24 protein-coding genes and 1 pseudogene are annotated in these 25,746 nt (G+C 72.8%); 5 read left to right on the top strand and 20 right to left on the bottom strand.

Going from position 1 to position 25,746, the window contains the following annotated elements:
* Positions 1-28 precede the first annotated feature (28 nt).
* Positions 29-1,234, top strand: a complete 1,206-nt coding sequence (locus ACFOYX_RS05915) for a PHB depolymerase family esterase (RefSeq protein ID WP_322442686.1) — start codon at positions 29-31, stop codon at positions 1,232-1,234.
* A gap of 46 nt (positions 1,235-1,280) precedes the next feature.
* Here ACFOYX_RS05915 and ACFOYX_RS05910 read toward each other — a convergent pair whose 3' ends face one another.
* The 7 genes and pseudogenes from ACFOYX_RS05910 to ACFOYX_RS05880 form a co-directional block, all read right to left on the bottom strand.
* Positions 1,281-2,180: a TIGR01777 family oxidoreductase gene (locus tag ACFOYX_RS05910; protein ID WP_322442676.1), complete on the bottom strand. Its 900-nt coding sequence runs from the start codon at positions 2,178-2,180 to the stop codon at positions 1,281-1,283.
* 53 nt (positions 2,181-2,233) lie between these two features.
* A pseudogene (locus tag ACFOYX_RS05905) lies at positions 2,234-3,234 on the bottom strand (aldo/keto reductase).
* 165 nt (positions 3,235-3,399) lie between these two features.
* Positions 3,400-4,050 carry a DUF4276 family protein gene (locus tag ACFOYX_RS05900; RefSeq protein ID WP_322442675.1) on the bottom strand — a complete coding sequence of 217 codons (651 nt, stop codon included), beginning with the start codon at positions 4,048-4,050 and terminating at the stop codon, positions 3,400-3,402.
* On the bottom strand, positions 4,047-5,453 hold the full coding sequence (locus ACFOYX_RS05895) for an AAA family ATPase (protein ID WP_322442674.1): 1,407 nt from the start codon (positions 5,451-5,453) through the stop codon (positions 4,047-4,049). The genes ACFOYX_RS05900 and ACFOYX_RS05895 overlap by 4 nt, the downstream gene beginning before the upstream one ends.
* Positions 5,454-5,485: 32 nt before the next feature.
* A complete protein-coding gene (locus ACFOYX_RS05890) occupies positions 5,486-5,851 on the bottom strand; it encodes a type I restriction-modification enzyme R subunit C-terminal domain-containing protein (protein WP_322442673.1) in 366 nt (121 codons plus the stop codon).
* Positions 5,852-5,856: 5 nt separating this feature from the next.
* Positions 5,857-6,114 carry a hypothetical protein gene (locus tag ACFOYX_RS05885; RefSeq protein WP_322442672.1) on the bottom strand — a complete coding sequence of 86 codons (258 nt, stop codon included), beginning with the start codon at positions 6,112-6,114 and terminating at the stop codon, positions 5,857-5,859.
* Positions 6,111-6,245, bottom strand: coding sequence for a hypothetical protein (locus ACFOYX_RS05880; protein ID WP_322442671.1), 135 nt, complete (start codon positions 6,243-6,245; stop codon positions 6,111-6,113). The genes ACFOYX_RS05885 and ACFOYX_RS05880 overlap by 4 nt, the downstream gene beginning before the upstream one ends.
* 542 nt (positions 6,246-6,787) lie before the next feature.
* Here ACFOYX_RS05880 and ACFOYX_RS05875 point away from each other — a divergent pair.
* On the top strand, positions 6,788-7,015 hold the full coding sequence (locus tag ACFOYX_RS05875; protein ID WP_322442670.1) for a winged helix-turn-helix domain-containing protein: 228 nt from the start codon (positions 6,788-6,790) through the stop codon (positions 7,013-7,015).
* Positions 7,016-7,055: 40 nt separating this feature from the next.
* Here ACFOYX_RS05875 and ACFOYX_RS05870 read toward each other — a convergent pair whose 3' ends face one another.
* From ACFOYX_RS05870 to ACFOYX_RS05840, 7 genes are all read right to left on the bottom strand, one after another.
* Positions 7,056-8,546, bottom strand: a complete 1,491-nt coding sequence (locus ACFOYX_RS05870) for a hypothetical protein (protein WP_322442669.1) — start codon at positions 8,544-8,546, stop codon at positions 7,056-7,058.
* Between the two features lie 19 nt (positions 8,547-8,565).
* Positions 8,566-8,925, bottom strand: a complete 360-nt coding sequence (locus tag ACFOYX_RS05865) for a hypothetical protein (RefSeq protein WP_322442668.1) — start codon at positions 8,923-8,925, stop codon at positions 8,566-8,568.
* A 130-nt stretch (positions 8,926-9,055) separates the two neighbouring features.
* On the bottom strand, positions 9,056-10,087 hold the full coding sequence (locus ACFOYX_RS05860) for an LLM class flavin-dependent oxidoreductase (RefSeq protein ID WP_322442667.1): 1,032 nt from the start codon (positions 10,085-10,087) through the stop codon (positions 9,056-9,058).
* An 88-nt stretch (positions 10,088-10,175) separates the two neighbouring features.
* Entirely contained in the window at positions 10,176-11,066 is an 891-nt protein-coding gene (locus ACFOYX_RS05855; RefSeq protein WP_322442666.1) for an oxidoreductase, read from the bottom strand.
* The gene (locus ACFOYX_RS05850; RefSeq protein WP_322442665.1) at positions 11,063-11,596 is read right to left on the bottom strand and encodes a hemerythrin domain-containing protein; all 534 of its coding nucleotides are present in this window, start codon (positions 11,594-11,596) and stop codon (positions 11,063-11,065) included. The genes ACFOYX_RS05855 and ACFOYX_RS05850 overlap by 4 nt, the downstream gene beginning before the upstream one ends.
* Positions 11,597-11,702: 106 nt before the next feature.
* Positions 11,703-13,034: a low temperature requirement protein A gene (locus ACFOYX_RS05845; RefSeq protein WP_322442664.1), complete on the bottom strand. Its 1,332-nt coding sequence runs from the start codon at positions 13,032-13,034 to the stop codon at positions 11,703-11,705.
* 45 nt (positions 13,035-13,079) lie between these two features.
* Positions 13,080-13,658 carry a TetR/AcrR family transcriptional regulator gene (locus tag ACFOYX_RS05840; RefSeq protein WP_201749892.1) on the bottom strand — a complete coding sequence of 193 codons (579 nt, stop codon included), beginning with the start codon at positions 13,656-13,658 and terminating at the stop codon, positions 13,080-13,082.
* 147 nt (positions 13,659-13,805) lie between these two features.
* Here ACFOYX_RS05840 and ACFOYX_RS05835 point away from each other — a divergent pair, with 147 nt between their 5' ends.
* Positions 13,806-14,750 carry an SDR family NAD(P)-dependent oxidoreductase gene (locus ACFOYX_RS05835; protein ID WP_322442663.1) on the top strand — a complete coding sequence of 315 codons (945 nt, stop codon included), beginning with the start codon at positions 13,806-13,808 and terminating at the stop codon, positions 14,748-14,750.
* 64 nt (positions 14,751-14,814) lie between these two features.
* Here the strand turns inward: ACFOYX_RS05835 and sucB are convergent, their stop codons facing one another.
* Together sucB and lpdA are read right to left on the bottom strand one after the other, a co-directional pair.
* Positions 14,815-16,659: a 2-oxoglutarate dehydrogenase, E2 component, dihydrolipoamide succinyltransferase gene (gene sucB, locus ACFOYX_RS05830; RefSeq protein WP_322442662.1), complete on the bottom strand. Its 1,845-nt coding sequence runs from the start codon at positions 16,657-16,659 to the stop codon at positions 14,815-14,817.
* 67 nt (positions 16,660-16,726) lie between these two features.
* Positions 16,727-18,154 carry a dihydrolipoyl dehydrogenase gene (lpdA, locus tag ACFOYX_RS05825; protein WP_322442661.1) on the bottom strand — a complete coding sequence of 476 codons (1,428 nt, stop codon included), beginning with the start codon at positions 18,152-18,154 and terminating at the stop codon, positions 16,727-16,729.
* 141 nt (positions 18,155-18,295) lie between these two features.
* On the opposite strand from lpdA, the gene ACFOYX_RS05820 reads away from it, so the two are divergent.
* Positions 18,296-18,625, top strand: coding sequence for a hypothetical protein (locus ACFOYX_RS05820; protein ID WP_109805840.1), 330 nt, complete (start codon positions 18,296-18,298; stop codon positions 18,623-18,625).
* 63 nt (positions 18,626-18,688) lie between these two features.
* Here the strand turns inward: ACFOYX_RS05820 and ACFOYX_RS05815 are convergent, their stop codons facing one another.
* The gene (locus ACFOYX_RS05815) at positions 18,689-20,260 is read right to left on the bottom strand and encodes a leucyl aminopeptidase (protein WP_322475130.1); all 1,572 of its coding nucleotides are present in this window, start codon (positions 20,258-20,260) and stop codon (positions 18,689-18,691) included.
* A gap of 162 nt (positions 20,261-20,422) precedes the next feature.
* Here ACFOYX_RS05815 and gcvT point away from each other — a divergent pair, with 162 nt between their 5' ends.
* Positions 20,423-21,553 (top strand): glycine cleavage system aminomethyltransferase GcvT, encoded by a 1,131-nt coding sequence (gcvT, locus tag ACFOYX_RS05810; RefSeq protein ID WP_322442659.1) that lies wholly within the window; start codon positions 20,423-20,425, stop codon positions 21,551-21,553.
* A 3-nt stretch (positions 21,554-21,556) separates the two neighbouring features.
* On the opposite strand, the gene ACFOYX_RS05805 is transcribed toward gcvT, so the two are convergent.
* From ACFOYX_RS05805 to ACFOYX_RS05795, 3 genes are all read right to left on the bottom strand, one after another.
* The gene (locus ACFOYX_RS05805; protein ID WP_109805603.1) at positions 21,557-22,849 is read right to left on the bottom strand and encodes a DUF2314 domain-containing protein; all 1,293 of its coding nucleotides are present in this window, start codon (positions 22,847-22,849) and stop codon (positions 21,557-21,559) included.
* Between the two features lie 65 nt (positions 22,850-22,914).
* Positions 22,915-23,688 (bottom strand): adenosylcobinamide-GDP ribazoletransferase, encoded by a 774-nt coding sequence (locus ACFOYX_RS05800; protein ID WP_322442658.1) that lies wholly within the window; start codon positions 23,686-23,688, stop codon positions 22,915-22,917.
* Positions 23,678-25,717: a bifunctional adenosylcobinamide kinase/adenosylcobinamide-phosphate guanylyltransferase gene (locus ACFOYX_RS05795; protein WP_377533831.1), complete on the bottom strand. Its 2,040-nt coding sequence runs from the start codon at positions 25,715-25,717 to the stop codon at positions 23,678-23,680. Before ACFOYX_RS05795 ends, ACFOYX_RS05800 begins: the two co-directional genes overlap by 11 nt.
* Positions 25,718-25,746: the final 29 nt, after the last annotated feature.

The following is a 25,746-nucleotide window of genomic DNA, read 5'->3' as shown; positions in this document are numbered from 1 at the left end:
GTTCACAATTCGCAACCGGGAGGTCGCCGTGCCCCGCTCCTCGTCCCTCCGCACCCGGCTCGCCGGGGCTGCCGCCGCGGTCGTGCTGGCCGCGGCCGCCGCGCTCGCCGCCGCCCTGCCCGCCCAGGCCGCCACCCTCACCCAGGTGACCGGCTTCGGCTCCAACCCCGGCAACCTGAGCATGTACGCCTACCGCCCGGACGGCCTGCCGGCCAACGCGCCGGCCGTGGTGCTGCTGCACGGCTGCACCCAGAACGCCGCCGGCTACTTCACCAACTCCGGCTGGCAGAAGTACGCCGACCTGTGGAAGTTCGCCCTGATCGTGCCGCAGCAGTCGTCGGCGAACCAGTCGCTGAGCTGCTTCAACTGGTTCACGGAGGGGGACATCAACCGGGGCCAGGGCGAGGCGCTGTCGATCCGGCAGATGGTCGACTACGCGAAGTCCACGTACGGGCTGGACGGCAGCCGGATCTACATCAGCGGGCTGTCCGCCGGTGGGGCGATGACCTCGGTCATGCTCGCCACCTACCCCGACGTCTTCGCCGCCGGCTCGGTGATCGCCGGGCTGCCTTACCGCTGCTCGCCACCGGCGTCGACCAGCACCTGCCAGTACAGCGGGGTGGACAAGAGCCCGGCCGCCTGGGGCGACCTGGTCCGCGCCGCCTACTCCGGCTACACCGGCCGGCGTCCCCGGGTGTCCATCTGGCACGGCACCTCGGACACCACGGTGGTGCCGATGAACGCCACCGAGTCGCGCGACCAGTGGACCAACGTGCTCGGCGTCTCGCAGACCCCGACCAGCACGGCCGCGCTGCCCGCCGGCACCAGCCTGGAGGTGTACGGCAACGACGCGGTCCGGCTCTACCGGGTCGCCGGGATGGGACACGGCACCCCGGTCGACCCGGGTTCGGCGGCCGACCAGTGCGGCACCGCCACGTCGTACTTCCTGGACACCATCTGTTCGACGTACCGGGACGCGCTCTTCTTCGGCCTCGACGGCGGGGTCACGCCCAGCCCGACGGCCACCGCCACCCCCAGTCCCACGGTCTCCCCCACGACCGCCCCGGTCTGCGTCACCGCCAGCAACTACGCGCACGTGACCGCCGGCCGCGCCTACCAGTCCGGCGGCTACGCCTACGCCCTCGGCAGCAACCAGAACATGGGCCTGTACAACACCTTCTACACCAGCACCCTCAAGCAGACCGGGCCCAACTACTGGGTCATCGGCTGCTGATCCGGCTGGCGCAGCGGTCCCCTGCCCCGGCAGGGGACCGCTGCGCTCATTCCGTCAGCGCGGCGTGCAGGGCGGATGGCAGGTCGGGGTGGCGGTACTCGAAGCCGGCCTTCGTGAGGACGGCGGGCAGGACGCGGGTGCTGGCGAGGATGTCCTGGGCGAAGCCGCCGAGGGCCACCTTCAGGGCCAGCGCGGGGATCGGGAGGATCGCCGGTCGGTGCAGCTGGCGGGCCAGCTCCCGGGTGAACTCCGCGTTGGTTGCCGGGTCCGGGCCGACCCCGTTGACCGGGCCGGCGATGTCGTCCCGCTCCAGCAGGAACGCCGACGAGTCCAGCCAGTCGCGCAGCGAGATCCAGGACCACCACTGCCGACCGCTGCCCAGCCGCCCGCCGAGGCCCAGCTTGATCGGGCGTAACTGCGGCTGGAGCATCCCGCCGTCGCGGTGCAGCGGCAGCCCGGTGCGCAGCCGCACCACGCGTACGCCGGCGTCCTCGGCCGGTCGGGTCGCGGCCTCCCAGACCCGGGAGACGTCGGCCAGGAAGCCCTCGCCCGCCGGGGCGTCCTCCTCGACCGTCCGGTCGCCGGTGTCGCCGTACCAGCCGATGGCGGAGGAGTTGAGCAGCACCGAGGGGCGGTCCACGGCGGGCAGCCCGGCCATGGTGATCGCGAGGGTGGTGGTGGTGTCCACCCGGCTGGACCGGATCAGGTTCTTGTAGTCGTCGCTCCAGCGTTTGTCGCCGACCCCGGCGCCGGCGAGGTTGACCACCGCGTCGGCCTCGGCCACCACCGCCGGGTCGAGCTGCGCGGCGGAGGGGGTCCACTGCCGCTCGTCCGGGGTGCGCGGCGGCCGGCGGACCAGTCGGGTGACCTGGTGCCCGTCGGAGGTGAGCCGGTCGACCAGCCGGGTACCGAGGAAGCCGGACGAGCCCGCCATGAGGATCCGCATGCCCATATCTTGGTGTACGGAATCTGGCTTGGATGCGTTCGCGGGATCTCCGTTCAGGTTGCGGGAACCGGCCGCAGATCGGCGAGGAGCCGCTCGACCTCGGTGAACGCGTCCGCCGGCAGCGGGCCGAGCGTGAGCGTGCCGAAGTTCTCATCGGCCTGGGCTACTGTGCGACAGCCCGGGATCGGCACGGTCCGGGGGCTGCGGGCCAGCAGCCAGCCCAGCGCACCTTGGGCGAGGGTACGTCCGTCGGCGGTGAGCGCCGCCCGGATCTCGGCCACCCGGGCGGACCACTCCGGTGTTGGGCGGCCGTCGGTGAACCAGACACCAGCCACTCCGGGGCCACCCCTCGCACGTCGTCCGTCCCGACCTTTCGCGTCGCGCCGGTGAGCAGCCCCATCGCGAGCGGACCGCGGTTGAGGCTGGCCAGGTCGAGCGCGTCGCAGACCGCGAACATCTCCGGGTTGTCCTTGAGCACCGACTCGTCGTGTTGGATCGCCGCGCAGTGCGGGCCGGCCTCGGCGAACGCGCGGGCGGACGCCGGGTTGTCGGTGCTCCAGCCGTACGCCCGGATCTTGTCCTGGGTGACCAGGCCCTCCAGGGTGTCGACCAGGTCGAGCGCGGCGGGCGCCGGCAGGTCGTTGATGTGCAGCTGGTAGAGGTCCACGTGGTCGGTGCCGAGCCGGCGCAGCGACTCCTCGAGGCTGGTCACCGCGAATGCCGGGCTGGCGTCCGTGCCGGTCCACCGCTGGCTGGCCTCGTCGCTGCGGTTGCCGAACTTGGTGGCGATCACTGCGCGGTCGCGGCGGCCGGCGAGGGCCCGACCGAGTACCCGCTCGCTGTGCCCGGCCCCGTAGTTGCTGGCCGTGTCGAAGAGGGTCACGCCCAGGTCGAGGGCGCGGTGAATGGTGCGGATCGATTCGTCGTCGTCCACCTCGCCCCAACCGAACGGCTGCCCGCCGTCGCCCCAGAGCGGGCCGCCGATCGCCCAGCACCCCATGCCGAGCGCGCTGACTTCGATGCCGCTGCGGCCCAGTGTCCGTGTCGTCGTCATGCGCCCAGCCTCCGCCTTCGAGCGCACTCCAGGTCAAGCGCTGCCCTGCCGCCATGAGCGGACACGCGCCGTCCGAGGCCGCTCGCCGCAGCGGCTTCAGCCTCGGCACCCTCCGCCTCTTCGGCAACGTCGGGCTCATTGCGGGCGGCGGGGCAGCGGCTCGGGTTAGACGCCGAGTGAGCGCCAGCGTTTGACCACGTGATCCACGTCGGCGACGAGGCGGCGCCAGCTATCGAGTCGAGCGACCGCGCCGGCGGGATCCAGGCGCTCCAACAACTGGCGGCGATGCTGATTGAACCGCTTCGCCACCCCTTCCCGACGTCGGCCGGTCACTTCCGCTGCGGTGAGGAGGCAGACGCGGAGGACCTCCTTGGGGTTGGCGATCGATTCGACCTCATGGGGCTTCGGCAGGCCTAGGCCCATCCGCCCCCGAGGGTTACCTGCAACCTGTCGGATTGCGGCCTCGTCCAGCAGCAGCCAGGCCTCGGTCATCCGCACCGGAATGACCGGCACGAGCTCTGCGGTGCCGCCCGACGAGCGCACCGCCGCCTCGATTTCCTGCTGTCGAGCATGACGTCCTGCATTGTCCGCGTCACGGTGTACCACGATCAGGTCGACCGGACCGCCTGCGAGGGCCAGACCGGCTCCGACCCGCGACCCCACGTCCTTGGCCACCTTGGGAAGCCGTGAGAAGTCGGGCCTGCTCAGGCTCACAGAGACGCCCTGGCAGAGGAACAGCCACTCGATGCGCTCTGCCAATGGCTCGTCAGAGGTGCCCTCGGATATGAACAACCCGGAGTAGGAACGGCCGGTCATGTCATCAGACCCGACGGAAGGCGGAGTTGGGCATCCGGCGGCTCGGCGAGGTAGGCGACGATGTCGGCCTCTGAAAAGGTGGGCTTCTCCGAAACGGCTCGCCAGGATTGCCGGAACGGCAGAAGGGACAGGGTCCGTGCCGCCCCGCCGCCAGGGGCGGGGCGTAGCTTCGCATCCGCCAGGAGCAGGTCGGAGGGGTCACAGAGCTGCACCACACCCGGCGAGTGGGTGTTGATGATGACCTGCCGGAAGGGATTGTTGTTGCTTGGCGGTTCGGTGGGATCGACAGCAAGGTCCCGTACGAGCTGCACCATTGCGGGCAGATTCCCGGGGTGGATACCGTTCTCCGGCTCTTCCATGCAGATGAGGCCGCTGAAGTCCGCGTCTTCGAGCAGTACGCAGAGCGCCAGGAACCGCAGCGTGCCCTCCGACAATGCCCGGGCCGGGAGCCGGAGGCCACCGCGCTCCTGGAGGAAGAGGGTAAAAGTCTGACGCACCTCGTCGAACTCGACGTCCAACGCCTCGACAGCGACGCCGGCAAGGTCTGAGAGCCTTCCCGCCACCGTGGCATAGATGCGATCAGGATCGCCGGACCAGTCCGGCGCGTGCGCTATCCGGTAGAGCGTGCTGGGCAGATGCCGACCCTCTGGGCCCAGTGACTCGGGGCCGGTCTCGTCGTCAGGCGTACGAAGCGCGGACGGCTCCAGTGCCAGGCGGCGCCAACGCCGCATCTCGTTCCGTGCGGCGAAAATGGTCGGGTTGTCGGCTGTAATCGTGGTGCTCAACACGGTGCGAGCGGCCCGGCCAACGGACCGCGATTTCTCCACTTTGTCGCCGTCGGCGTGGACATTGATAGAAACGCCCTGCATGCCCTGGCGGTCGGTGGATAGGAAGACCCGCCCGCCATAGTGGTCGAGGACGACTGAGTCGAGAAATGCCGAGCTTGCGGGAAACCTGATCTGAGCCCGCGCGTCCTCGACCTGTCGCAGGTCTTCGCGAAGCAGGTGGAGACGCCCGCTTCCGTGTTCGGCACGCGACGGCCCATAGCCAAGAGTGACTTCGTAGCGGAGGTATGTCGCGGTCGGTCGAGCTAGTTCACCGAGTTCGTCTTCGACCTCGACGGGCACGATCATCTCTGCGGCGAGTGTAATTCGATGTTCGTGTTGCCGATAGCCGTCCCAGAAGAGGTCGCGTGGGTCACCGCCGATGACTCCGGCGGTCCCGCGCACTCGTTGCGCAGCCTGGGCAAGGGGCTCGGTCGCCAGATAGGAGAGAAACTCGATGGCATCGAAGACGTTCGACTTTCCCATCCCGTTCGCGCCAGCGATGCAGGTGAAGGGGCCGAAGTCTATGGCGACGTCGAGCAGGTTCTTGAAGCCCTGCACCTCCAGCCGGGTCAGCATGACCAGAGCCTAATGGCAGGCGAGGGCATCAGCTACGCCACCTCGGGGACGGGCGTGGCCGTGGCGCGGACGGAGTCCAGGATCGAGACGATGCGGTCGATGTCGTCGGAGGGGAAGAGTCCGTCCGGCCCCTGCGGGGCGATTTCGGTGAAGGGCGACTCGTAGAGCCGGTCCACCTCCATCGCCCCGTTCCGGGTCAGGTGGCCGATGACCATGTTGATGAAGTGGATCTGGTTCTTGCCGAGAATGCGGCCGGCCAGGAACTCCCCGAACGCCTCCGTCGTGGCTTCCCGGTCGAGCCGCTCCTCCTTGGGGTGATCTCCACCGCCGTCTCTGTGACGAAGCCCAACTCGAAGCCGGAAGGCGAGGCGTAGCGGCTCTGGCGGGGTGGGAAGCATGACGGTCAGGTTCGCCCACGCGGGATGGCCCAGCCCAGGAAGCGGTCGAAGAGCTGGGCAGGCTCCGGAGCAGCCTGCGGGTTCAATGTGTGCAGTTGACCGGCCGCGTCGTGCAGCAGCCCGCCGAGGTAGACCAGCAGGGCCACCCGGTCGTGCGCGTACTCGCGGAGCAGGGTGAGGCGGGCCGTGGCGCACGGCCAGGGGGCGGCGCAGGCCCGGCAGAGCCAGAGCGGGCGCAGGGCCACGTGCGGCGGCGCGCTCACCACCGACCGCCGTTGGCCCGCCAGGTCTGCGCCGGGGTGAGCCGGCCGACCCGGCCGACCTGCGGGTTCGCCCGGGTCGGCTCGTCCCACCACCGGCTGTTGGGTGGCGGGCCGGGCGGCTCGGTCGGCACCGGAGCGTGCCGGTCCGGGCAAGCGGTCCAGCGTAGGCCGCACGAGCACCAGCGCCGTCCGCGCCGCCAGGTCCGCCGGTGCCTGGGTGCGAGCGGCACCGGCCGCGCGTTCCGTCGCGGCCACACCTCAGCGCCGCCCATCAGGTACGCGGACCTGCCGGTCGCCGCGCGCCACCAGCTTGCTGAGCACCTTCTCCATCGCGCCACCGGCTGATCGACAACTGACCGCACACTGCTCCGCCTCTCTGGTCGCGGCGCCGAGACGGGCTGGGTCGGCCTGTACGCCGGAGCCCGGCACCCGCCCCGGGCCTGCTCACGGGCCCGCCGACGCCAGGTCGCGGGCAGGGGGTGGCACCCGGCCGACTACCGGGGGAGTGGCCGGCCGGGTGGTTCTACGGGCGACCAGCTCCGGGTTTGCAGACCAGGGAGCGGGTCGGCACGAACTTATACTTAGTACTGCTCATAGGTCAACCACCGAGTACCTCTTACTTGTCGGTAGAAGACAGGCGTGATCAAATGGCGGTGCAGACCAGGGAGACCAGATGCCCGCCAAACCGAAGTGGGCGCAGCTTGCGGATCTCATCCGTGAGCAGATTGCGTCCGGAGAACTTGCACCCGGCGACAAGTTGCCGTCGACCGCTCAGTTGTGCCGCGCGCATGACGTGTCAGCGGGAGTGGTCAACCACGCCATGATCGTGCTCAAGACCGAAGGTCTGGTCGAGGGCGTGCATGGCCTTGGTGTGTTCGTCGCCGAGCGGGCAGAAGGCTGAGGCGGCGGCAGCTCGTGCTGCCGCCGCCGTTGAATACCGGCTACCGCTGCCGCCCCACGGTGCCGCCGCGGACCACCGGGCCCACCCCGATAACGACCGGTCGGGCGCCCAGGCACTGGGGTGCGAAGTGCGCCACGATGTAGTCCCACGCCGCCTTCGCCTCGTCGAAGGTGAACGTCGGCTCGCCGTCGAGGTAGACGCTCAGGATCGTGCGGGGGATCAGGTACCACTTCCGCCACCAGGTGTTGGTCTTCGGCGAGTACATGATCCGGTCCACCCCATCGGTGTGGCAGAGGCCGAAGGTGTGCCCCAGCTCGTGGATCGGCACGTACTTCCAGATCTGGTCCGGCGTGTTGTCGATGAAGGTGACGCCGGAGGTGTTCTTGCCGCTCAGCCCGCAGGCGCTCTCGTGCAGGTTGTTGGCCAACCCGCGCAGGGTGTCGGTGTAGCGGAAGACCCCGACGGCCACCGGGTGGCAGAGGTCGGCCGTCGCCCCGTCCGGTTCGCTGGACTTGTCGTGCCGGTGGATCACGTCCTTGAGGAACCGGGTCAGCGCGTCGTGCGCGCCGAACTGGTCGTACCCCTTGTGGACGATGTGGCCCGGGTCGGTGACCTCGCGGGTCTCCCGGTCGAAGTCCAGCATCAGCGCGAGTTCGCGCCCCTTCTCGCGGGCCGTGGCGACCTTGGTGTCCAGCGCGCCGTCCCGCATCGGCAGCACGACGAACGCCGGCCCCTGCGCGCCGCGCGAGCTGAGGTAGGTGTCCAGTTCGTCGGCGGAGATGGGGTTGTCAAATTCGCCGCCACCACCGCCACCCACGACGGTCCCCTTCTTGAGGGTCTTGTACCGCTTGCGGTTCCAGAACCCCTCGTGGAACTCGAAGCCGCAGAGCTCCCGCAGGTTGATCGCGCCCTGCTCGTGCAGCACGACCAGGTTGGGCGCGGCGGGTTCGCGCAGCGACGGGGTCTCCGAGTCCAGCGTCGTCCGGTACGCAGTGCCGTGCAGGCGCAGCCCGAACGCGCCGTGGTCGAGGCGGATCGCCTCCTTGATCTCGGTCAGCGTGTCACCGGAGTACTTCGCCTCGAGCAGTCCGCGCACGTAGCGGCGCAACCGCTCCCGGTTGATCTCCTCGATGATGTAGTCGATCGTGTCGCCGAGGAACACGATGCGGGCCAGCCGGATGATCCCCAGCACCAGGCCGATCACCGCCCGCAGCAGCCCGTCGAGGATCCGCCGCCAGTCGAGCGTGACGATGCCGACGACCACGTCCCAGAGCCCGGCCGCGATGTCGACCACCGCCTCGACGACCACCCCGACGAGCTTGCACACCGTACGGACCACCCACTTGCCGACCTTGACGATCACCCAGCGGACGACCTTCACGAAGTACGTGACGAACCAGCAGACCCAGCCCCGCGGGTCGTACCACGGGTAGTCCTTGCACTTCTTCTCCTGCCGTTCCTCCCACTCCTCGACGGGCTTGGAGACCTCCTCCTCGACCCATTCGGTGATTTCGGTGCAAACGAGTGCCATGAGAGATCCCCCCTCAGAGTCAGGAAGCCGCGCGCAGCGCGCGCAGTCGAAGAAGCAGGCGCCGCCGGCTCCAGGACAGCCCGAGGAGCTTGCCGGCGACCGCAGCCGCGAGGCAGCCGAGCACGGCCGCAGCGATTTCACGGCCGCCGCTCGGCCCGACCACGAGGACGCCGGCCACGGCGGCGACGAGGGTCAAGGCTCCCCAGTCGCAGCCGCAGTCGTTGAACAGGCGGCGGATTCTTGCTGCCGTACGCTCGCGCTCCGTCGCGTCGAGCCCGGGCAGTGTGACGGTGACCCGGTCGAGATGGGGACGCCGGAGCAACGAGACCAGCGCCTCCGCCCGATCGAGATCCGCGCGATCAGCGATCTCGATGTGCATGACGGTGTCACCTTCCAACTGACACCCTGACTGTGAGCGTGGTCGATCGCCAGGTCAACGATCTTTCAGCTACCCGACTGTGGCTGCGGCGCGAGGTCGGTTGGCGTCAATCAGGCGTTGAAGCGGGAACTCACCATTCACGGTCGAACGGGTCCTGCCCTATCGCCTCGTCGATGTCTCCACGGAACCTGGATTCGTCGAGCACCGGCGACGTCGCGAAGGCCGTCATGACTTCATCGCGGGGGACGGCTGGCAATCGGGGGAGCAGCGGAGCCAGCTGGTCGACGGCGTTCTCGCGTACGACGAAGCGGGTGATGCCCCAGCGGCGCCGGTGTTGCGCGACCGCCGCGACGATCTCCTCCGCCGTGCCGATCAGGACGAACGGGGTGGCCAGCAGCTCGGCGACGGTCAGGCCGGTGTCGGCGGCCGTCTTCGCGGCTGCGGCCTCGGCGTCGTCGGTCACCGCCACCTGCTGGACCAGGGCCTCCAGCGCGGGCGGCTCGGCCCGGCCGGCGGCCCCGGCCGCCACCTGCGCGAGCTGCGCGTCGATCTGGTCGGCCCGCCACCGCACGTCGTGGGCGTGCCCGTCGGCGAGGGTACGGCCGAAGCCGGTCAGGCCGACCACGTCGGCGTGCGCTCCGGCCCAGCGCAGCAGCGTCGAGTTCGCCGTACCCATGGTGAGCGGGACCCGGTCCTGGACGGGCCGCAGCTCGGTCAGCCGGGCCGCGTGGGCGGCCAGTTCCGGAGTGTCGACACTGACCTCCCCGCCGGCCAGCAGGTCCCGGACGGCCTCCGCGACGGCCACGCAGCGGCGTACCCGGGCGGCGACGTCGGGCCGCTCGCGGCCGACGGCCCGCCACTCGGCGGGGGTGTGGCCCGCGCCGAGGCCGAGGCGGGCCCGCCCGCCGGAGACCACGTCCAGGGTGGCCACGTCGGTGGCGAGCAGGATCGGCTCGCGGACGCCGGCGTTGGAGACGCACGAGCCGAGGCCGAGCGTCGAGGTCACCGCCGCGGCGGCGGCCAGCGAGACGAACGGCGACGCGCCGTGGCCGGGGTGGTCCGCGGCCAGCAGGGCGTCGAAGCCGGCGGCCTCCACCCGGCGGGCCAGGTCGAGCCAGCTCGCGGCGTCGGCGGGACGGGCCTGGACCGAGAAGATCGCCATCGGCCCAGCATCCGGCGTCCGCCGCGACGCGGCCAGCCCGGACCCGCCGATTCTGCTGACCGGCGAATCCGAGCCGGACCGGCGAGGCTCAGGCGGACCGGTGCACGGCCTCCAGCCGGGCCAGGTCGTCCTCGGTGAGGCGCAGGCCGCCGGCCGCCACGTTCTGGGTCAGGTGCTCCGGGTTGCCGGTGCCCGGGATGGCCAGCACGTTCGGCCCGCGGTGCAGCGTCCAGGCCAGCCGGACCTGGGCGGGGGTCACCCCGTGCGCCCGGGCGACGGCCCGGACCTCGTCGTGCTCGGTGCCGCTCGCGCCGGCCTCGCGCCCGCTGGTGGCGAGCGAGAAGAACGGCACGAACGCGATCCCCTGCGCCGCGCAGTCCCGCAGCAGCTGGTCGTGGCCCGCGCGGTAGCCGAGGCCGTACGAGTTCTGCACGCAGATCACCGGCGCGACGGCCTGCGCCTCGGCGACCTGGTGCGGGCGGACGGCGGAGACGCCGAGGTGGCGGATCAGCCCGGCATCCCGCAGCTCGGCGAGCGCGCCGAAGTGCTCCGTCAGCGGCTCCGGGCCGTACACCCGGAGGTTGACCACGTCGAGGTGGTCCCGGCCGAGCTGGCGGAGGTTCTCCTCGACCTGGCCGCGGAGCTGGTCCGGACGGGCCATCGGCAGCCATTCGCCGGACAGGTCCTTGCCCGGCCCGACCTTCGTGACGATCACCAGGTCGTCCGGGTACGGGGCCAGCGCCCGGTTGATCAGCTCGTTGGCCGACCGCAGCGGCGAGAAGTAGAACGCGGCGGTGTCGATGTGGTTGACGCCCAGCTCGACCGCCCGGCGCAGGACGGCGACGGCCCGGTCCCGGTCGCTCGGGCTCCCGTCGGCGTTGCTGGTCAGCCGCATGGCGCCGAAGCCGATCCGGTTGACCGCCAGGTCGCCCAGGCGCCAGGTGCCCGCCGTCGCGGCAGTGATCGTGTCGGTGGTCATCGTGTCTCCGTCCCCCTCGGAATTGTGGTCGGCATCCCGTCATCGGGCAGTGGGACGCCGAGCAGTTCCACGGTGTCGCCGGCCCTTCGGTTCACCGCGTCGAGCGCGGCGACCAGTTTCTTCTCCTCGTAGGTGAAGTGCGACTCCAGCAGCGCGGCGAGCCCGTCCAGCTCGGCGCGGACCGCCGCCCGGGCGGCCGCCGGGCCGGTCGTCAGGTCCTCGATCCGGCGCAGGATGCCCGCCACCATCCGGTGGTCCTCCGCCAGTTCGGCGAGGACCGGACGCAGCGCCGGCTCCCGTTCGGCGAGAACCCGGAACGCGCCGCCGTCCTCGCCGCCGTGATGCCGGGTGAGTGCCGCGCAGAAACCCAGGCAGTGGGCGCGCAGGTCCTCAGACGACCGGAGGTCGGCGCCGGGGGAGTCGAGGCTCGTACGGAGCCGGGCCAGCTCCTCGCGGAGCCAGAGGTGGATCTCGATCAACTGGTTGCCGAGGGCGGTCAGCCGCCCGTTCGGCTCGTGGGATGGGTGCACATGGTCCCCTGCTGTCCCGCGCCTCCATGCCCACGGCGGTCTCCGTGCCGGGCGCACCGCGACGCTGGGCCGACGATACGCGGTCCGTCCGCCGGCCGCCGTCCCGTCAGGTCGACGGCTCGCCGGGTTCCGGCTCGTGCCAACGGGCCCGCCAGGCGGCCTCGCGCGTCTCGTGGGTGGTCCGTTCCTCGACGACGACCTCGTGCAGGGCGTCGCGGGCCTCGCCCATGGTCAGCACCTCCAACGCCACCAGCCCCACGCAGCTGGCGGTCAGCAGCGTGAGGGCGGCCAGTCCCGGTAACCGACTGGCGATCGGGATGCTCACGGCGAGCGCCAGTACGGTGCCCACCCGGATCCAGGACAGCGTGTGCAGCGTGCGGAGCTGGAACAGCATGTTGCCGCAGAAATAGCAGATCACCCCGCCGAAGAGCAGCGCCACGCTGGGACCGTGCGCGCGTTCGGTCAGCGGAATGTGCGGATCGGCGATCTCGTGCACGATCCGCTCGGCGCCCAGGGCGAACAGGATGATCCCGGCGATCATCGGCAGGTAGAGGTAGGCGTACGCGTCCCGGGCCATCGCCACCCGGGGGCGTCCCTCGGCAGCGTGGAGGGCGATCCGGGCGGCCGGCCCCACCCAGTCGTAGTGCGCCCACCACAGGGCGGCGGTGAAGACGATGCCGAGGACGGCGGCGGCGACGGCCGGCCAGGTCGGCGGCTGACCGAGCAGGTTGCTGCCGACACCGACCGAAATGACCGACTCGCCCAGGGCGATGATCAGGATGAGGTCGTACCGCTCGGTCCAGTGCTCCGCGGAAGTGACGCGCCAGCCCCAGGTGCCGGCGAGGAGCCCGCTGCCGTACTGCAGCACCACGACGGTCGCCCACAGCCCGTCGCGGGTCAGCGCTGCCCGGCCGGGATCCTGGAGCTGCGCCGGGATCAGCGCGGCGGCGAGCAGCAGGACGGTGCTCAGCACCAACTCCGGGGCGAACCGGAGCAACTGCCGGCGCTCCTCCGGGTTGTCCCGGACGACGTGCCGGTAGAGGGCAAAGTGCACCAGGCGGATGATCACGTAGCTGCCCGCCGCCACCATGGGCCCGGCGGCGTTCTCCCCGGGGTCGCGGAACGCCTGCGGCAGCGCCAGCGCGAAGGTGAAGAGCGCCGCCATGCCGACCACCATCAGCACCGGGACGAAGCCCTCGCCGAGCCGGACCCGGGTGGCGACCACGCTGTGCACCACCCAGGACCACCAGAGCACGGCGAGCACCAGCAGGGCGTGCAGCAGGTTGGTGCCGTTGATGTCCAGGGCGGTGGCCCGGGTGATGATGAAGAACGAGAAGACGAAGACCAGGTCGAAGAAGACCTCAAAGCGGTCCACCCGTGCGCCGGGGGCGACGGCGACGGCGGGCCCCAACCGTCCGCGCCCCCGTTTGCCGCTCACCGGTCGAGTCTCCCAGCGCCCGGACGGCTCCGGTTCGGAATCCGCTCAGCCGGTGGCGCGGTGCCGCAGGCCGTCCATCAGCAGGTCGAGCAGTCGGCCGGCCTGTTCGCGCTGCTCGGGTTCGCCGGCGACCAGGGAGACCCCGCTCAGGCCGGCGAGCACATCCGTGGGCGCCACGTCGGCCCGGACGGTGCCGGCCGCGCCGCCCGCCTCCAACAGCAGGCCGAGCGCGGCGACCAGGCGGTCCCGGCTGTGCGCGTACGGGTTGGCGCCGGAGGCGATGACCAGCCGGAGCGCGTCCGCCATGCCCCGCTTGGTGGACAGGTAGTCGATGAAACGGTCCATCCAGGCGCGCACCGCCCGGTCCGGCGGCAGGCCGGCCAGCAGTTCCGGCGCGGCGTCGCAGAGCTTGGCCAGCTCGTTGCGGTAGGCCGCCTCGACCAGGGCCTCCCGGGTGGGGAAGTGCCGGTAGAGGGTGCCGATGCCGACCCCGGCCGCTCTGGCGATCGAGTCGAGCGTTACCTCCGGCCCGCCGTGGGAAAACGCGCGTACCGCTGCGTCCAGCAGCCGCTGCCGGTTGCGCAGCGCGTCGGCGCGCAGCGGTCGGGGGCCGGGGTCGGGCACGTCTCCTCCTCGGGGCGACCGGCCGAGGCGCGGCCGGGCTGGCAAACGGAGGAGTCTCCGGTTAGTCTCGACCGTAACGGAGGATCCTCCGATTCTCATCGTAGCGGCCGGACCGGGCGTCCGCGTCGCCACCGACAAGGATGGATCATGACCACCAGCACACCCGTCACCACGCCCTACTCCCGGGAGACCACCGCGATGGAGGTGGTGCGCGGCATCGACCTCACCGGGCGCCGGGCCGTCGTCACCGGCGGCGCGTCCGGGATCGGGGTGGAGACCGCCCGCGCGCTCGCCGCCGCCGGGGCCGACGTCACGCTCGCCGTCCGCAACATCGACGCCGGCCAGCAGGCCGCCACCGACATCACCGGCACCACCGGCAACGACCGGATCCTGGTGGCCCCGCTGGACCTCGCCGACCTGGCCTCGGTTGCCACCTTCGTCCGGACCTGGGACGGACCGCTGCACATCCTGGTCAACAACGCGGGCATCATGGCCTCGCCCGAGATGCGCACCCCGCAGGGCTGGGAGATGCAGTTCGCCACCAACCACCTGGGCCACTTCGCCCTGGCCACCGGGCTGCGCCCGGCCCTGGCCGCGGCCGGCGGGGCCCGCATCGTCTCGGTCAGCTCGGCCGCCCACCTGCGCTCGCCGGTGGTCTTCTCCGACATCCACTTCCGGCAGCGGCCGTACGACCCGTGGGAGGCGTACGGGCAGTCCAAGACGGCCAACGTGCTCTTCGCGGTCGAGGTCAGCCGGCGCTGGGCCGACGACGGCATCCTGAGCAATGCGCTCATGCCGGGCGCGATCCGGACCAACCTCCAGCGCTACCTCAGCGAGGAGGAGCTGGACCGGATGCGGTCGCAGAGCGGGGGCGGCGCCGCGTACTGGAAGAACACCGAGCAGGGCGCGGCCACCTCGGTGCTGGTCGCCGCCTCGCCGCTGCTCGACGGCGTCGGCGGGCGGTACTTCGAGGACGTTCAGGAGGCCGGGCCGAACCAGCCCGGCACCCGCACCGGATACGCCCCGTACGCGCGCGACCCCGAGGCCGCCGAGCGGCTCTGGCAGGTCTCCGAGGAGCACCTGCGCGGCTGACCGGCCCGGAAACGGCGAAAGGGCACCCCGGTCACCTGGACCGGGGCGCCCTTTCGCGCGGGTGTTACAGGCCCAGCTCGGCCTCGAAGTTGCCGGCCTCCAGCCGCTCCTTGACCGCGACCAGGAAGCGGGCGGCGTCGGCGCCGTCGATCAGCCGGTGATCGTAGGACAGGGCCAGGTAGACCATCGAGCGGACCGCGACGACCTCGCCCAGCTCCGGGTCGTTCACCACGACCGGACGCTTGACCACGGCACCCGTGCCGAGCATCGCCGACTGCGGCGACGGCACGATCGGCGTGTCGAACAGGGCGCCCCGGCTACCGGTGTTGGTCAGCGTGAACGTCGCACCGGCGATCTCGTCCGGGCTGATCTTGTTGGTCCGGGTGCGCTCGGCCAGATCGGCGACCCGCTTGGCGATGCCGCCCAGGTTGAGATCGCCGGCGTTGTGGATGACCGGCACCAGCAGGCCCCGCTCGGTGTCCACGGCGATGCCGAGGTGCTCCGCGTCCGGGTAGGTGATCGTCCCCGCCGCCAGGTCCATCCGGGCGTTGACGATCGGATACGCCTGCAGCGCCTCGACGGCGGCAAGTGCGAAGAACGGCAGGAAGGACAGCTTCACACCGTGCCGCTGCTGGAAGGAGTCCTTCGCCTGCGCCCGCAGCTTGGCGATTCTGGTGACATCCACCTCGATCACCGTGGTGAGCTGCGCCATCTCGTGCAGCGACTCCTGCATCCGCTTGGCGATCGCCGTGCGGATCCGGGTCAGCTTCTCGGTGGTGCCCCGCTTGCCGCTCGGCTGCGGCTTCGCGGCCGGCTTGGCCGGAGCGGGCGCTGCGGCGGCCGGCTGCGCGGCCGGGGCCGGCGCGGCCTTGGCCGCCTTGGCCTTCTCCGCCGCCTCCAGCACGTCCTGCTTGCGGATCCGGCCGCCGACGCCGGTCCCGTTGACCGAGGAGAGGTCCACGCCGTGCTCGCTGGCCAGCTTCCGTACCAGCGGGGTCACGTACCCGGCCGCCTCCTCGCCGCCGCCCGGCGCCGGGGCGGTCGGCCGCTGCGGGGTGGGGGTCGGCGCGGCTGGCTGGGCCGCCTGCTCGGCCTTCACCGGCTGGGCGGCGACCTCCGCCTCGGCCGCCGGCTCGTTGTACGACAGGCCCGGGGTCGGCTCCTCGACCTTGGGCTCCGGGGCCTCGGCCTTCGGCTCGGGCTTCGCCTCCGCCTTTGGCTCGGGCTTCGGCTCCGGCTTCGCTGGGGCGGGAGCCGGGGCCGGGGCGGCGCCGGCGGCGCCGATGATCGCCAGGTCGGCACCGACCTCGGCGGTCTCGTCCTCGGCGACCTTGATCTCCAGCACGGTGCCGGCCACCGGCGAGGGGATCTCGGTGTCGACCTTGTCGGTGGAGACCTCCAGCAGCGGCTCGTCCACCTCGACCGTCTCGCCGACCTGCTTGAGCCAGCGGGTGACCGTACCCTCGGTGACGCTCTCACCCAGGGCCGGCATCTTCACCGGGGTGCCCTCGCCCGACGGCGCCGGGGCGGCCTGGGCCTGCGGCTGCTCCGGGGCGGGCTGCTCCCGCTCGGGCTCGGGACCCGCGCCCTCGGCGGCGGCCGTCGGCTCGGCGGCCGGCGCAGCCTGCTCGGCCGGGGCCTCCTGCGGGGCGGCCGCGCCGGCCTCCTCGCCCTCACCCGCGATGACGGCCAGCTCACTGCCGACCTCGGCGGTCTCGTCCTCACCGACCACGATGCGGCTCAGCACGCCCGCCGCGGGCGACGGGATCTCGGTGTCGACCTTGTCGGTCGAGACCTCGAGCAGCGGCTCGTCGACCTCGACGGTGTCGCCCTCCTGCTTGAGCCAGCGCGTGACGGTGCCCTCGGTGACGCTCTCGCCGAGCCGGGGCATGGTGACCGATACCGGCATGTTCTCCAGACTCCTTCATTCCCCTGGTGGGATCATCGCCCGTCGCCGGACGCCGCGGTTGTCGTGATCAGGCGTGCGAGTGCAGCGGCTTGCCGGCGAGGGCCATGTGCGCCTCGCCCAGGGCCTCGGTCTGCGTGGGGTGGGCATGGATGAGCTGCGCCACCTCGGCCGGGTACGCCTCCCAGTTGTAGATGAGCTGCGCCTCGCCGACCAGCTCGCCCACCCGGGCGCCGACCATGTGCACGCCGACCACCGGACCGTCCTCCAGGCGGACCAGCTTCACGAAGCCGGCCGTCTTGAGGATCTGGCTCTTGCCGTTGCCACCGAGGTTGTAGTTGTAGGTCTTGACCTTGTCGCCGTACTGCTCCTTGGCCTTCGCCTCGGTCAGGCCGACCGACGCCAGCTCCGGGTCGGAGTAGGTGACCCGCGGGATGCCCGCCTCGTCGATCACAGCCGGGTTCTGGCCGGCGATCTCCTCGGCGACGAAGATGCCCTGCTGGAAGCCGCGGTGGGCGAGCTGGAGGCCGGGCACGATGTCGCCGACCGCGTAGACGTTCGGCACGCTGGTGCGCAGCCGCTCGTCGGTCAGCACGTAGCCGCGGTCCATCTTGACCCCCTGCTCCTCGTATCCGAGGTTGGCGGTGTTCGGGCCGCGACCGACGGCGACCAGCAGCAGCTCGGCCTCGACGGTCTCCCCGCCGGAAATCGTCAGCTTGACGCCGTTGTCGGTCTTCTCGACCTTCTCGAACGGCTTGCCGACCTTGAAGTTGATCTTACGTTTGCGGAAGGCCCGCTCCAGCGCCTTCGACGACTCCTCGTCCTCGGCGGCGACCAGGCGGGGCAGCGCCTCGACGATCGTCACGTCCACGCCGAAGGACTTCCACACGCTGGCGAACTCGACGCCGATCACGCCGCCGCCCAGCACGATCACCGATGACGGGACCCGGTCCAGGGTCAGCGCGTGGTCGCTGGTGATGATCCGCTCGCCGTCGATCTCCAGGCCGGGCAGGCTCTTCGCGTACGAGCCGGAGGCCAGGATGACGTTGCGGCCGGTGTAGCGCTTGCCGTCCACCTCGACGACGTTCTTGCCGACCAGCTTGCCGGCGCCCGCCACGAAGGTGATGTTCTTGGCGCCGCCGACCAGGCCCTGCAGGCCCTTGTACAGCCGGGAGATCACGCCGTCCTTGTACGAGTTGACCGCCGCCATGTCGATGCCGACCAGCTCGGCCTTGACGCCGAACTGCTCCGACTCGCGGGTCTGGTCGGCGATCTCCGCGGCGTGCAGCAGCGCCTTGGTGGGAATGCAGCCGTTGTGCAGGCAGGTGCCGCCGAGCTTGCCCTTCTCGATCAGCGCGACGGAGAGATCCAGCTGGGCGGCACGCAGCGCCGCCGCGTAGCCGCCGCTGCCACCTCCGAGAATGACGATGTCGAAGGTCGCTTCGTTCGGCTCGCTCACGTCCAACTCCCAGGTCGCGTCGCTGCATCGGGGGGTCACGGCGGGGTGACACGGACAGACCCCACCTCGGTCATCTTGTCACTCCGACCTCGAGGGCGCGTACTGAGGTGCCCAACGACACGTCGCGGACACGTACTCTTGGCACCGTCTTCGATGGTGCACGGGGGAGGAGAAGGTCCGGTGGGGTTGTTCCGTCGACGGAAGCGGACGAGCGTGGCGAGCCGCGACCGGGGTGCCGACCGCGCCGACCTGGACCATCTGGAGAACTTCGTCCGGACCCGGCGGGGGGTCGAGGCGTACATCGAGCCGCGGACCACGGTCACCGAGACCACCGTCATGCTGATCGCCGACGACGGCGAATGGACCCGGCGGCGGATCGACGGCCCGGAGGGCGCCCGGCGCTTCGCCCACCGGCTGGCCATCCCGATCTACGACGTCCGCCTGATGGGCTACCCGCAACGCATGCGCGACTACAACGAACGCCGCAAGCGCCGCCCCGAGCTGTTCTGAGGCCCGGAACGCGGACGGGGCGCCCCCGCGCAGGGGGCGCCCCGTCATGCCGTCCGGTACCCGTCAGCCGTTGGCGGCGACGTCCTCGACCAGGTGCACCAGGGTGCGGACCGGGACGCCGGTGCCGCCCTTGGTCAAGTAGCCGGTGGCCTCGCCGGAGTGGTAACCCGGCCCGGCGATGTCGATGTGCGCCCAGGCGACCTCGTCGGTGACGAACTCGCGCAGGAAGACGCCGCCCTGGAGCATGTGACCGGCCCGGTCCATCCCGGCGTTGACCTGGGAGATGTCCGCGACGTCGGAGTCCATGCCCTTGCGGACGTCGTCCGGCAGCGGCATCGGCCAGGCCGGCTCGCCGGTCGCCTCGCCGGCCACCTTGACCCGCTCGCACAGCTCCGGGGTGCCCATCACGCCGGCGATCCGCTTGCCCAGCGAGATCACCTGGCCGCCGGTGAGCGTGGAGGTCTCGAAGAGGTAGTCGGTGCCGTCCTCGCAGGCCCGCGCGATGGCGTCGGCGAGGATCATCCGGCCCTCGGCGTCGGTGTTGAGCACCTCGACCTTCTTGCCGTTGTACATGCTGATCACGTCGCCCGGCCGGTAGCTGGTGCCCGACGGCATGTTCTCCGCCATCGGCAGGTACCCGGTCACCGCCACCGCGGGCTTGAGCGCCGCGATCGCCAGCATCGCGGCGCCGACCGCCGCCGCGCCGGCCATGTCGGACTTCATCTCCCACATGCCCTGGGCCGGCTTGATCGAGATGCCGCCGGTGTCGAAGGTGATGCCCTTGCCGACCAGCGCCACCCGCTTGCCGGAGCCACCGCCCTCCGGGGTGTAGGTCAGCTTCACCAGCCGCGGCGGGGCCTCCGAGCCCTGCCCGACCGCCATGATGCCGCCGTACCCGCCGGCCGCCAGGGCCGCCTCGTCCAGCACCTCGACGCCGAGGCCGGCGTCCCGGGCGGCGCTCGCCACCGCGTCGGCGAACGACGGGGGTCGCAGCTCGTTCGGGGCGGTGTTCACCCAGTCGCGGCTGAGCCGGACCGCGCCGGCCACCGTCTGCGCCCGGGCGATCTCCGCCCGGGCGGTCGCGTCGCCGGCGTCCGGCACCGCGACCAGCACCTCGGCCACCGGCTCCCGCCGGGCCGGCTGCGGCTTCGTCTTGTACCCGGCGAACCGGTACCCGCCGAGCAGCGCGCCCTCGGCGACCGCGCGCAGCGCGGCCGGGGCGTCGGCGTCGTCCGGCAGCGGCAGCGCCAGCGCCACCCGGGGCGCGCCGGCGAGGGCCCGCACCGCCGCGCCGGCGGCCCGGCGCAGGGTCTCCGGGGCCGGGGCGGCGCCGGTCGGCTCCGGGCCGAGGCCGACGGCGGCGACGACCGGGGCGGTGACGGTGCCCAGCGCTGCGAGCTTGATCACCTCGCCGGGGCCGCCGGTCGCGCCGAGCAGCGCCAGCGTCTCGGTCAGCTTGCCGTCGAACGCGGCGGCGATGCTCTCCGCGCCGCTGGCCAGCAGCAGGGTGCCGGCGGGTCCGCTGGTGGCGTCCTGCCCTCCGGTCTGGCTGTGCACGCCGATCACGATGGCATCGACGGCGAGTTCGGCGGGGTCGGTGTCGACCAGGCTCAGGGTGGTGCTGGGCGATGTCACTGAAGCTACTCCGGGCGGGCCGGGCCGGTCGCGGGATGGCGTACCGGCGATGAAGGTCTCCGGCGGCAACCTACCCGCCGGACGTCGGGTGCGTCCCGCCGATCGTCCTGACGGGTCCCGCCGATGCTAACGAGCCGTCCAGGCCCCGGTAAGTTGCCACCCATGACCGACGTGACCTCCGACGCCGCCGCGACCCGGCTGCGCCGTTCCCCGCTGCACGAGCGGCACACCGCTCTCGGCGCCAAGTTCGCCCCGTTCGGGGGCTGGGAGATGCCGCTGGAGTACGCCGGTGGCGGTGTGCTCAAGGAGCACACGGCGGTCCGTACCGGGGTGGGCGTCTTCGACGTCTCGCACCTGGGCAAGGCGCGGATCACCGGGCCGGGCGCCGCGGACTTCGTCAACGCCTGCCTCACCAACGACCTCCGCCGGATCGGCCCCGGCCAGGCGCAGTACACGCTCTGCTGCGACGACGCCACCGGTGGCGTGGTGGACGACATCATCGCCTACCTGCACGCCGACGACCACGTCTTCCTGATCCCGAACGCGGCGAACACCGCCGAGGTGGTGCGCCGGCTGCGCGCCGCCGCGCCGGCCGGGGTCGAGGTCAGCGACGAGCACGAGGCGTATGCGGTGCTGGCCGTGCAGGGGCCGCGCTCGGCGGAGCTGCTCGCCGCGCTGGGGCTGCCCACCGAACACGGCTACATGAGCTTCTCCACCGCCACCCTGGACGGGATGGGGCTGAGCGCGTGCCGCACCGGCTACACCGGCGAGCTGGGTTACGAGCTGGTCGTGCCGGCCGCGCACGCGGTCGCCGTCTGGGACGCGCTCTTCGCCGCCGGGGCGGCGTACGAGCTGCGGGCCTGCGGGCTGGCCGCCCGGGACACGCTGCGCACCGAGATGGGCTACCCGCTGCACGGGCAGGACCTGTCGCTGGAGATCACCCCGCTGCAGGGCCGCTCCGGCTGGGCGGTCGGCTGGGACAAGCCGGCCTTCTGGGGCCGGGACGCGCTGCTCGCCGAGAAGGCCGCCGGTCCCCGGCGTACGCTGCGCGGCCTGGTGGCGGTGGACCGGGCCATCCCGCGCCCCGGCATGGCCGTGTACGTCGGCGACACCCGGGTCGGCACCGTCACCAGCGGCACCTTCTCCCCGACCCGCAAGGAGGGCATCGCCCTGGCCCTCCTGGACACCGACCCGAAGCTGGCCGACGGCGACGTGGTCGAGGTCGACATCCGCGGCCGCCGCGCCCAGATGACCGTCACCCGCCCCCCGTTCATCACCCCCTCGGTGCGGTGACGCTCAGTCGGGCTGCGGGCGTTCGCCGGCGTCGAGGACGGCCTGGGTCCAGCCGCCCTCGGTGACGCCGGTGCCATCGAGCAGGGCCCAGTCGACGACGTCGGTCGCCTCGATCACCACGGGGGCGCCGATCCGCACGGTCGGGTCGGTGGCGGCGTCGCTGGCGCTGACCCCGACGATCCGCTCCGCGCTGTCCCAGGAGGTCACCCCGGCCCAGACGAACTCGGGGCCGTCGTCGCCGGGCAGGCCGTACTTGACCACGAGCTGGGTCTCGGCGGGGAGCTGACCGGCGAGGAACCGGCCCCGGATGTCGCCCAACCCGGCCCGCGCGGTGGCGATCGCCTTGCTCATCGCGTCGCCGGGGCGGGCGTACCGGACGTCCGGCTGGATGCCGGCGAAGAGGGTGGCGCAGGCGGCGGCGAAGTACCGGCCGGCCGGCCCCGGGTGGCCGGGCGGCGGCCGCAGGCTGAGGAACGAGTCGGCGTCCGGGTCCGTCGCCGGGTCCAGCTCCAGCCGGAGCAGCACCGGTGCGGTCGCCCCGTGCTGCTCCGGATTGCCGTAGGCCACCGCGATGTCGTGACCGGTCACCGTGGCCAGCACGGGGAGCTGCACGAACGCCGGCACCTCCTCGCCGGCCAGTCCGTCGGTCCAGTCCCGCAGCAGCCGCCGGGCCGCGCCGGTCATCACCGCGCCCCAGGCCCGGGTGAGGTGGTCCGGCACCCCCTGGGCCTGCAGCTCCAGCAGCCCGAACCGGCGCAGCCCCTTGGTGGTGAACCAGAGCCCGTCGGCGTCCGAGGAGTAGGGCACCAGCACCCAGTCGACCAGCCGGATCCGGCCCTGCTCGTCGGGGAGCGAGCGCAGTGCCGCCGCCGGGTCGAGGAACTGCAGGCCGAAGACGTCCACCACGTCGCTGCCGACGGTCTCGGCCACCGCGGCGGCGACCGCCCGGGCCGCCCACTCGTGCGCGGGTGGCCAGCCCGGCCGGTACTCGGCCTGGACCACCACCAGGTGCGTCGCGGCGGCCAGCCGGGCCAGCTGGGCCTCGGTGGCGCCGAACGCGGTGAGCAGGTCCGGCGGCAGCTCCGGGAACTCGCCGATCGGCCGGGTGTCCACGGTCATCAGCGGGCTGTCGAGCATCTGCTTCGCCAGGCCGTGCACCGGCTCGGCGAGCCGCCCCGCGAGGGCCGCCACCGCCGTCTTCGGGCTGACCTTCGGCAGCCCGGCGATGGGCACCAGGTAGGTCGCGTCGAGCGACTCCGGCACGGGTACGGGCAGGAAGTCGTCCGTGATGAGCATGCCGTCCCCCATTGACCGCGCCGGTGCTGTCGTTGAAGAACGCTACCCGGCCGGGCGTGCCGCCCTCAGCCGGACAGCACCAGTCCCAGGTAGACCAGCGTGGTGACGATCTCCACGGTGGCGCCGAGCACGTCCCCGGTGACGCCGCCGAGCCGGCGTACCGCGTGCCGGAGCAGCCCCACCGCGACGGCGAGGGCGGCCAGGACGGCGAGCGGCCCCTGCCACGGACGGTCCGGCGCCGCCGGCACCGCCAGCAGCGCGACGGCCACCGTCCCGACGGCCAGCGCGACCGGCCCCACCGTGCCGGCCACCAGCGCGCCCAGCCCCTCCGGGCGGGCGGCCGGGACGCCGCGCCGGCAGGCCACCGCGACACCGAGCCGGCCCGCCGCGGTCGCGGCGACCACGCCCGCGAGCGCCGCCGGCCAGGACCGCCCGGCCAGCTCCGCGAGCACCGCCGTCTGGAGCAGCAGTACGACCACCAGCGCGACCACCCCGAACGGCCCGACGTCCGGCTTCTTCATGACCTCCAACGCGGCGGCGCCCCGCCGGTACGAGCCCAGCGCGTCCACGGTGTCGGCCAGTCCGTCCAGGTGCAGGCCCCGGGTGAGCAGCGCGCCGAGGCCGACGGTGACCCCGCCGGCGACCAGCGGGGGAGCGAGCGCCGCGGTCGGCAGCAGCACCCCGGCGAGCAGCGCGCCGAGCAGCGCGCCCACGGCCGGGGCGAGGGCCATCGCCCGACCCGCCGTGGCCCGGTCGACCCGGCCGCCGCGCAACGGCAGCGTGGTGAAGGTGGTGACCGCCAGTCGGACGCCGTCGGCGAGCCCCGACTCAGTCGGCACGCCGACCGGGGGAGTCCGGCACGGCGACCCGCTCGTCCGGCTCGACGGTGGTGGGTCCCGGTCCGGCCGGCTCCGGTTCGGCGAACTCCGGTTCGGTGGTGGCCGGTCCGGGTCCGGCCGGCTCCGGTTCGGCGAACTCCGGTTCGGTGGTGGCCGGTCCGGGCCCGGCAGGTTCCGGCTCGGCGAACTCCGGTTCGGTGGTGGCCGGTCCGGGCCCGGCAGGTTCCGGCTCGGCGAACTCCTCGTCGTCCTCCGGCTCGCCGCCCAGCGACGGGTGCACCGGCAGGGTGGCGGCCAGCGCCAGCACCGAGCGCAGCAGCGGCAGCGTGGCCAGCGCGGTGGCCCCCTCGCCGAGGTCGAGCCGCAGGTCCAGCAGCGGGGTCAGGCCGAGCACGTCGGCGGCGAGCCGGACCCCCGGCTGCCCGCCGTGGTCGGGCAGCAGGCACCAGTGCCGGGCCTGCCCGGCCAGGTCCCGGCTGACCATGCCGGCGGCCACCCCGACCGGCCCGTCGATCAGCACCGGCACCCGCCGGGCGGTCGCGCCGAGCAGCACGCCGGTCGCCACCGCGATGTCGCCGCCGCCCAGCTCGGCCAGCACGTCCTTGGCGTCCCGGGGCGAGCGCCGGGTGCGGTGCAGCGCGTCGCGGACCGCCGCGCAGCGTTTCATCCAGGCCGCGTCGTCGATCTCGCCGGCCTCGGTGATCACCCGACCGAGCACGGCCGGCGGTTCCGCGCCGGCCGTCGCCGCGAGCACGGCCGCGGCAGCCGCCTCGGTGCCCGCCCCGCACGCCGCCAGCACCAGCAGCTGTACGCCCGCGTCGGCGGCCTGCTCGGCCAGCCGCCAGCCGTACCGGAGGGCCGACTCGACCTCGTCGGCGGTCAGCGCCGGGCCGTCCTCCATCGGCGCCGAGGCGGGCGCCTCGACCACCTGGAGCCCGGCGCCGCTCTCGGCGGCCAGCCGGGCCAGTGCGCCCCGGCCGGCGCGGGCCTGCCGGGCGCGGCGGGCGGACTCGCCCGGCACGGTGCCGGCGGCCGCCCCGCCGGCGTGGTCGCCGCGCAGCAGCAGCACCCGCACCGAGGCCCAGGGCGCCGGGGTGGAGGTGCCCTGGGTGGCGGCGGCGAAGCCGACCACCCGCTCCAGCACGCCGAGCCCGGCGCCGGGCACGTCGAGGGTGGCGAGCCGGTCGACGGCCTGCGGGCCGGCGTAGTCGTCGGGCATCGGGAGTTCCATGCCGGGCTGGATGACCAGGCCGGTGGCGACCATCGGCAGGGCCATGGTCGGCGCCGCCCAGGCCGCGCTCTCCTGCACCGGGGCGGGGGCCGGCGCGGGCGCCGGGGCCGGGGTGAACACCTCCGGCAGGGTGGCCTCCGGCGCGCCGGTGGCGCGGTCCGGCGCGGCGCCGGCGGGCGGCGTGGGCTGTTCGGGCGCCCCGGCCTGGCCGGGGCCGGCCTGCGCGGGCACCGCGGCGGCCCGCGGGGCGGCGGCCGGCTTCAGCCAGGTCGGCTGCCCGGCGACGACCAGCACCACGGCGTCGCAGGCGTCGGCGACCGCGCGGTTGGTCGCGCCCAGCGCGTCGGTGAACGCCCGGCCGAGCGGGGTGGTCGGCACCAGGGAGAGCCCGACCTCCGGGGTGACCAGCACGACCCGCGCGGCGCTCGCCCGGATCGCCGCCGCCAGTTCCGTCACGGTCGCGGTGTCGTCGGCCGGCTGGTGGGCCGGGTCGAGCAGCACGGTCACCCAGCCGCCGAGGTCGTCGACGAGCAGCGTCTCGTTCGACCCGGCGGCGGCGATGACGTCGGCCAGCCGGCGCGGGTCGTCGGCCGTCTCCTCGGTCGTCCAGCTGCCCGGCCGCCGGGCCCGGTGGGCCGCCAGGCGGGTCGCCCACTCGGTGTCCTCCGGGTCCCCAGCGGGCGCGGTGGCCACGTAGCGGACCGTCGGTGCGTCGGCGACCAGCGATTCCGCGAACTCGGACTTGCCGGACCGGATACCGCCGAGCACCAGGAGCGTGTTCCACCCGTCAACGGACATGCCCGTACCTTAAAGCCGCCCGGCGGGTC

The organism is Micromonospora sp. GCM10011541, assembly GCF_042650725.1.
In the GTDB taxonomy this organism is placed as follows: domain Bacteria; phylum Actinomycetota; class Actinomycetes; order Mycobacteriales; family Micromonosporaceae; genus Micromonospora; species Micromonospora sicca.
This window is presented reverse-complemented; position numbering and strand designations above follow the sequence as displayed.

Coding starts and splice junctions, on each gene's coding strand:
- ACFOYX_RS05910 (WP_322442676.1), bottom strand. CDS start 2,180: ATGCGGATCCTCATGGCGGGCTCGTCCGGCTTCCTCGGTACCCGGCTG.
- ACFOYX_RS05900 (WP_322442675.1), bottom strand. CDS start 4,050: ATGACCGGCCGTTCCTACTCCGGGTTGTTCATATCCGAGGGCACCTCT.
- ACFOYX_RS05895 (WP_322442674.1), bottom strand. CDS start 5,453: ATGCTGACCCGGCTGGAGGTGCAGGGCTTCAAGAACCTGCTCGACGTC.
- ACFOYX_RS05890 (WP_322442673.1), bottom strand. CDS start 5,851: ATGCTTCCCACCCCGCCAGAGCCGCTACGCCTCGCCTTCCGGCTTCGA.
- ACFOYX_RS05875 (WP_322442670.1), top strand. CDS start 6,788: ATGCCCGCCAAACCGAAGTGGGCGCAGCTTGCGGATCTCATCCGTGAG.
- ACFOYX_RS05870 (WP_322442669.1), bottom strand. CDS start 8,546: ATGGCACTCGTTTGCACCGAAATCACCGAATGGGTCGAGGAGGAGGTC.
- ACFOYX_RS05865 (WP_322442668.1), bottom strand. CDS start 8,925: ATGCACATCGAGATCGCTGATCGCGCGGATCTCGATCGGGCGGAGGCG.
- ACFOYX_RS05860 (WP_322442667.1), bottom strand. CDS start 10,087: ATGGCGATCTTCTCGGTCCAGGCCCGTCCCGCCGACGCCGCGAGCTGG.
- ACFOYX_RS05855 (WP_322442666.1), bottom strand. CDS start 11,066: ATGACCACCGACACGATCACTGCCGCGACGGCGGGCACCTGGCGCCTG.
- ACFOYX_RS05835 (WP_322442663.1), top strand. CDS start 13,806: ATGACCACCAGCACACCCGTCACCACGCCCTACTCCCGGGAGACCACC.
- sucB (WP_322442662.1), bottom strand. CDS start 16,659: ATGCCGGTATCGGTCACCATGCCCCGGCTCGGCGAGAGCGTCACCGAG.
- gcvT (WP_322442659.1), top strand. CDS start 20,423: ATGACCGACGTGACCTCCGACGCCGCCGCGACCCGGCTGCGCCGTTCC.
- ACFOYX_RS05805 (WP_109805603.1), bottom strand. CDS start 22,849: ATGCTCATCACGGACGACTTCCTGCCCGTACCCGTGCCGGAGTCGCTC.
- ACFOYX_RS05795 (WP_377533831.1), bottom strand. CDS start 25,717: ATGTCCGTTGACGGGTGGAACACGCTCCTGGTGCTCGGCGGTATCCGG.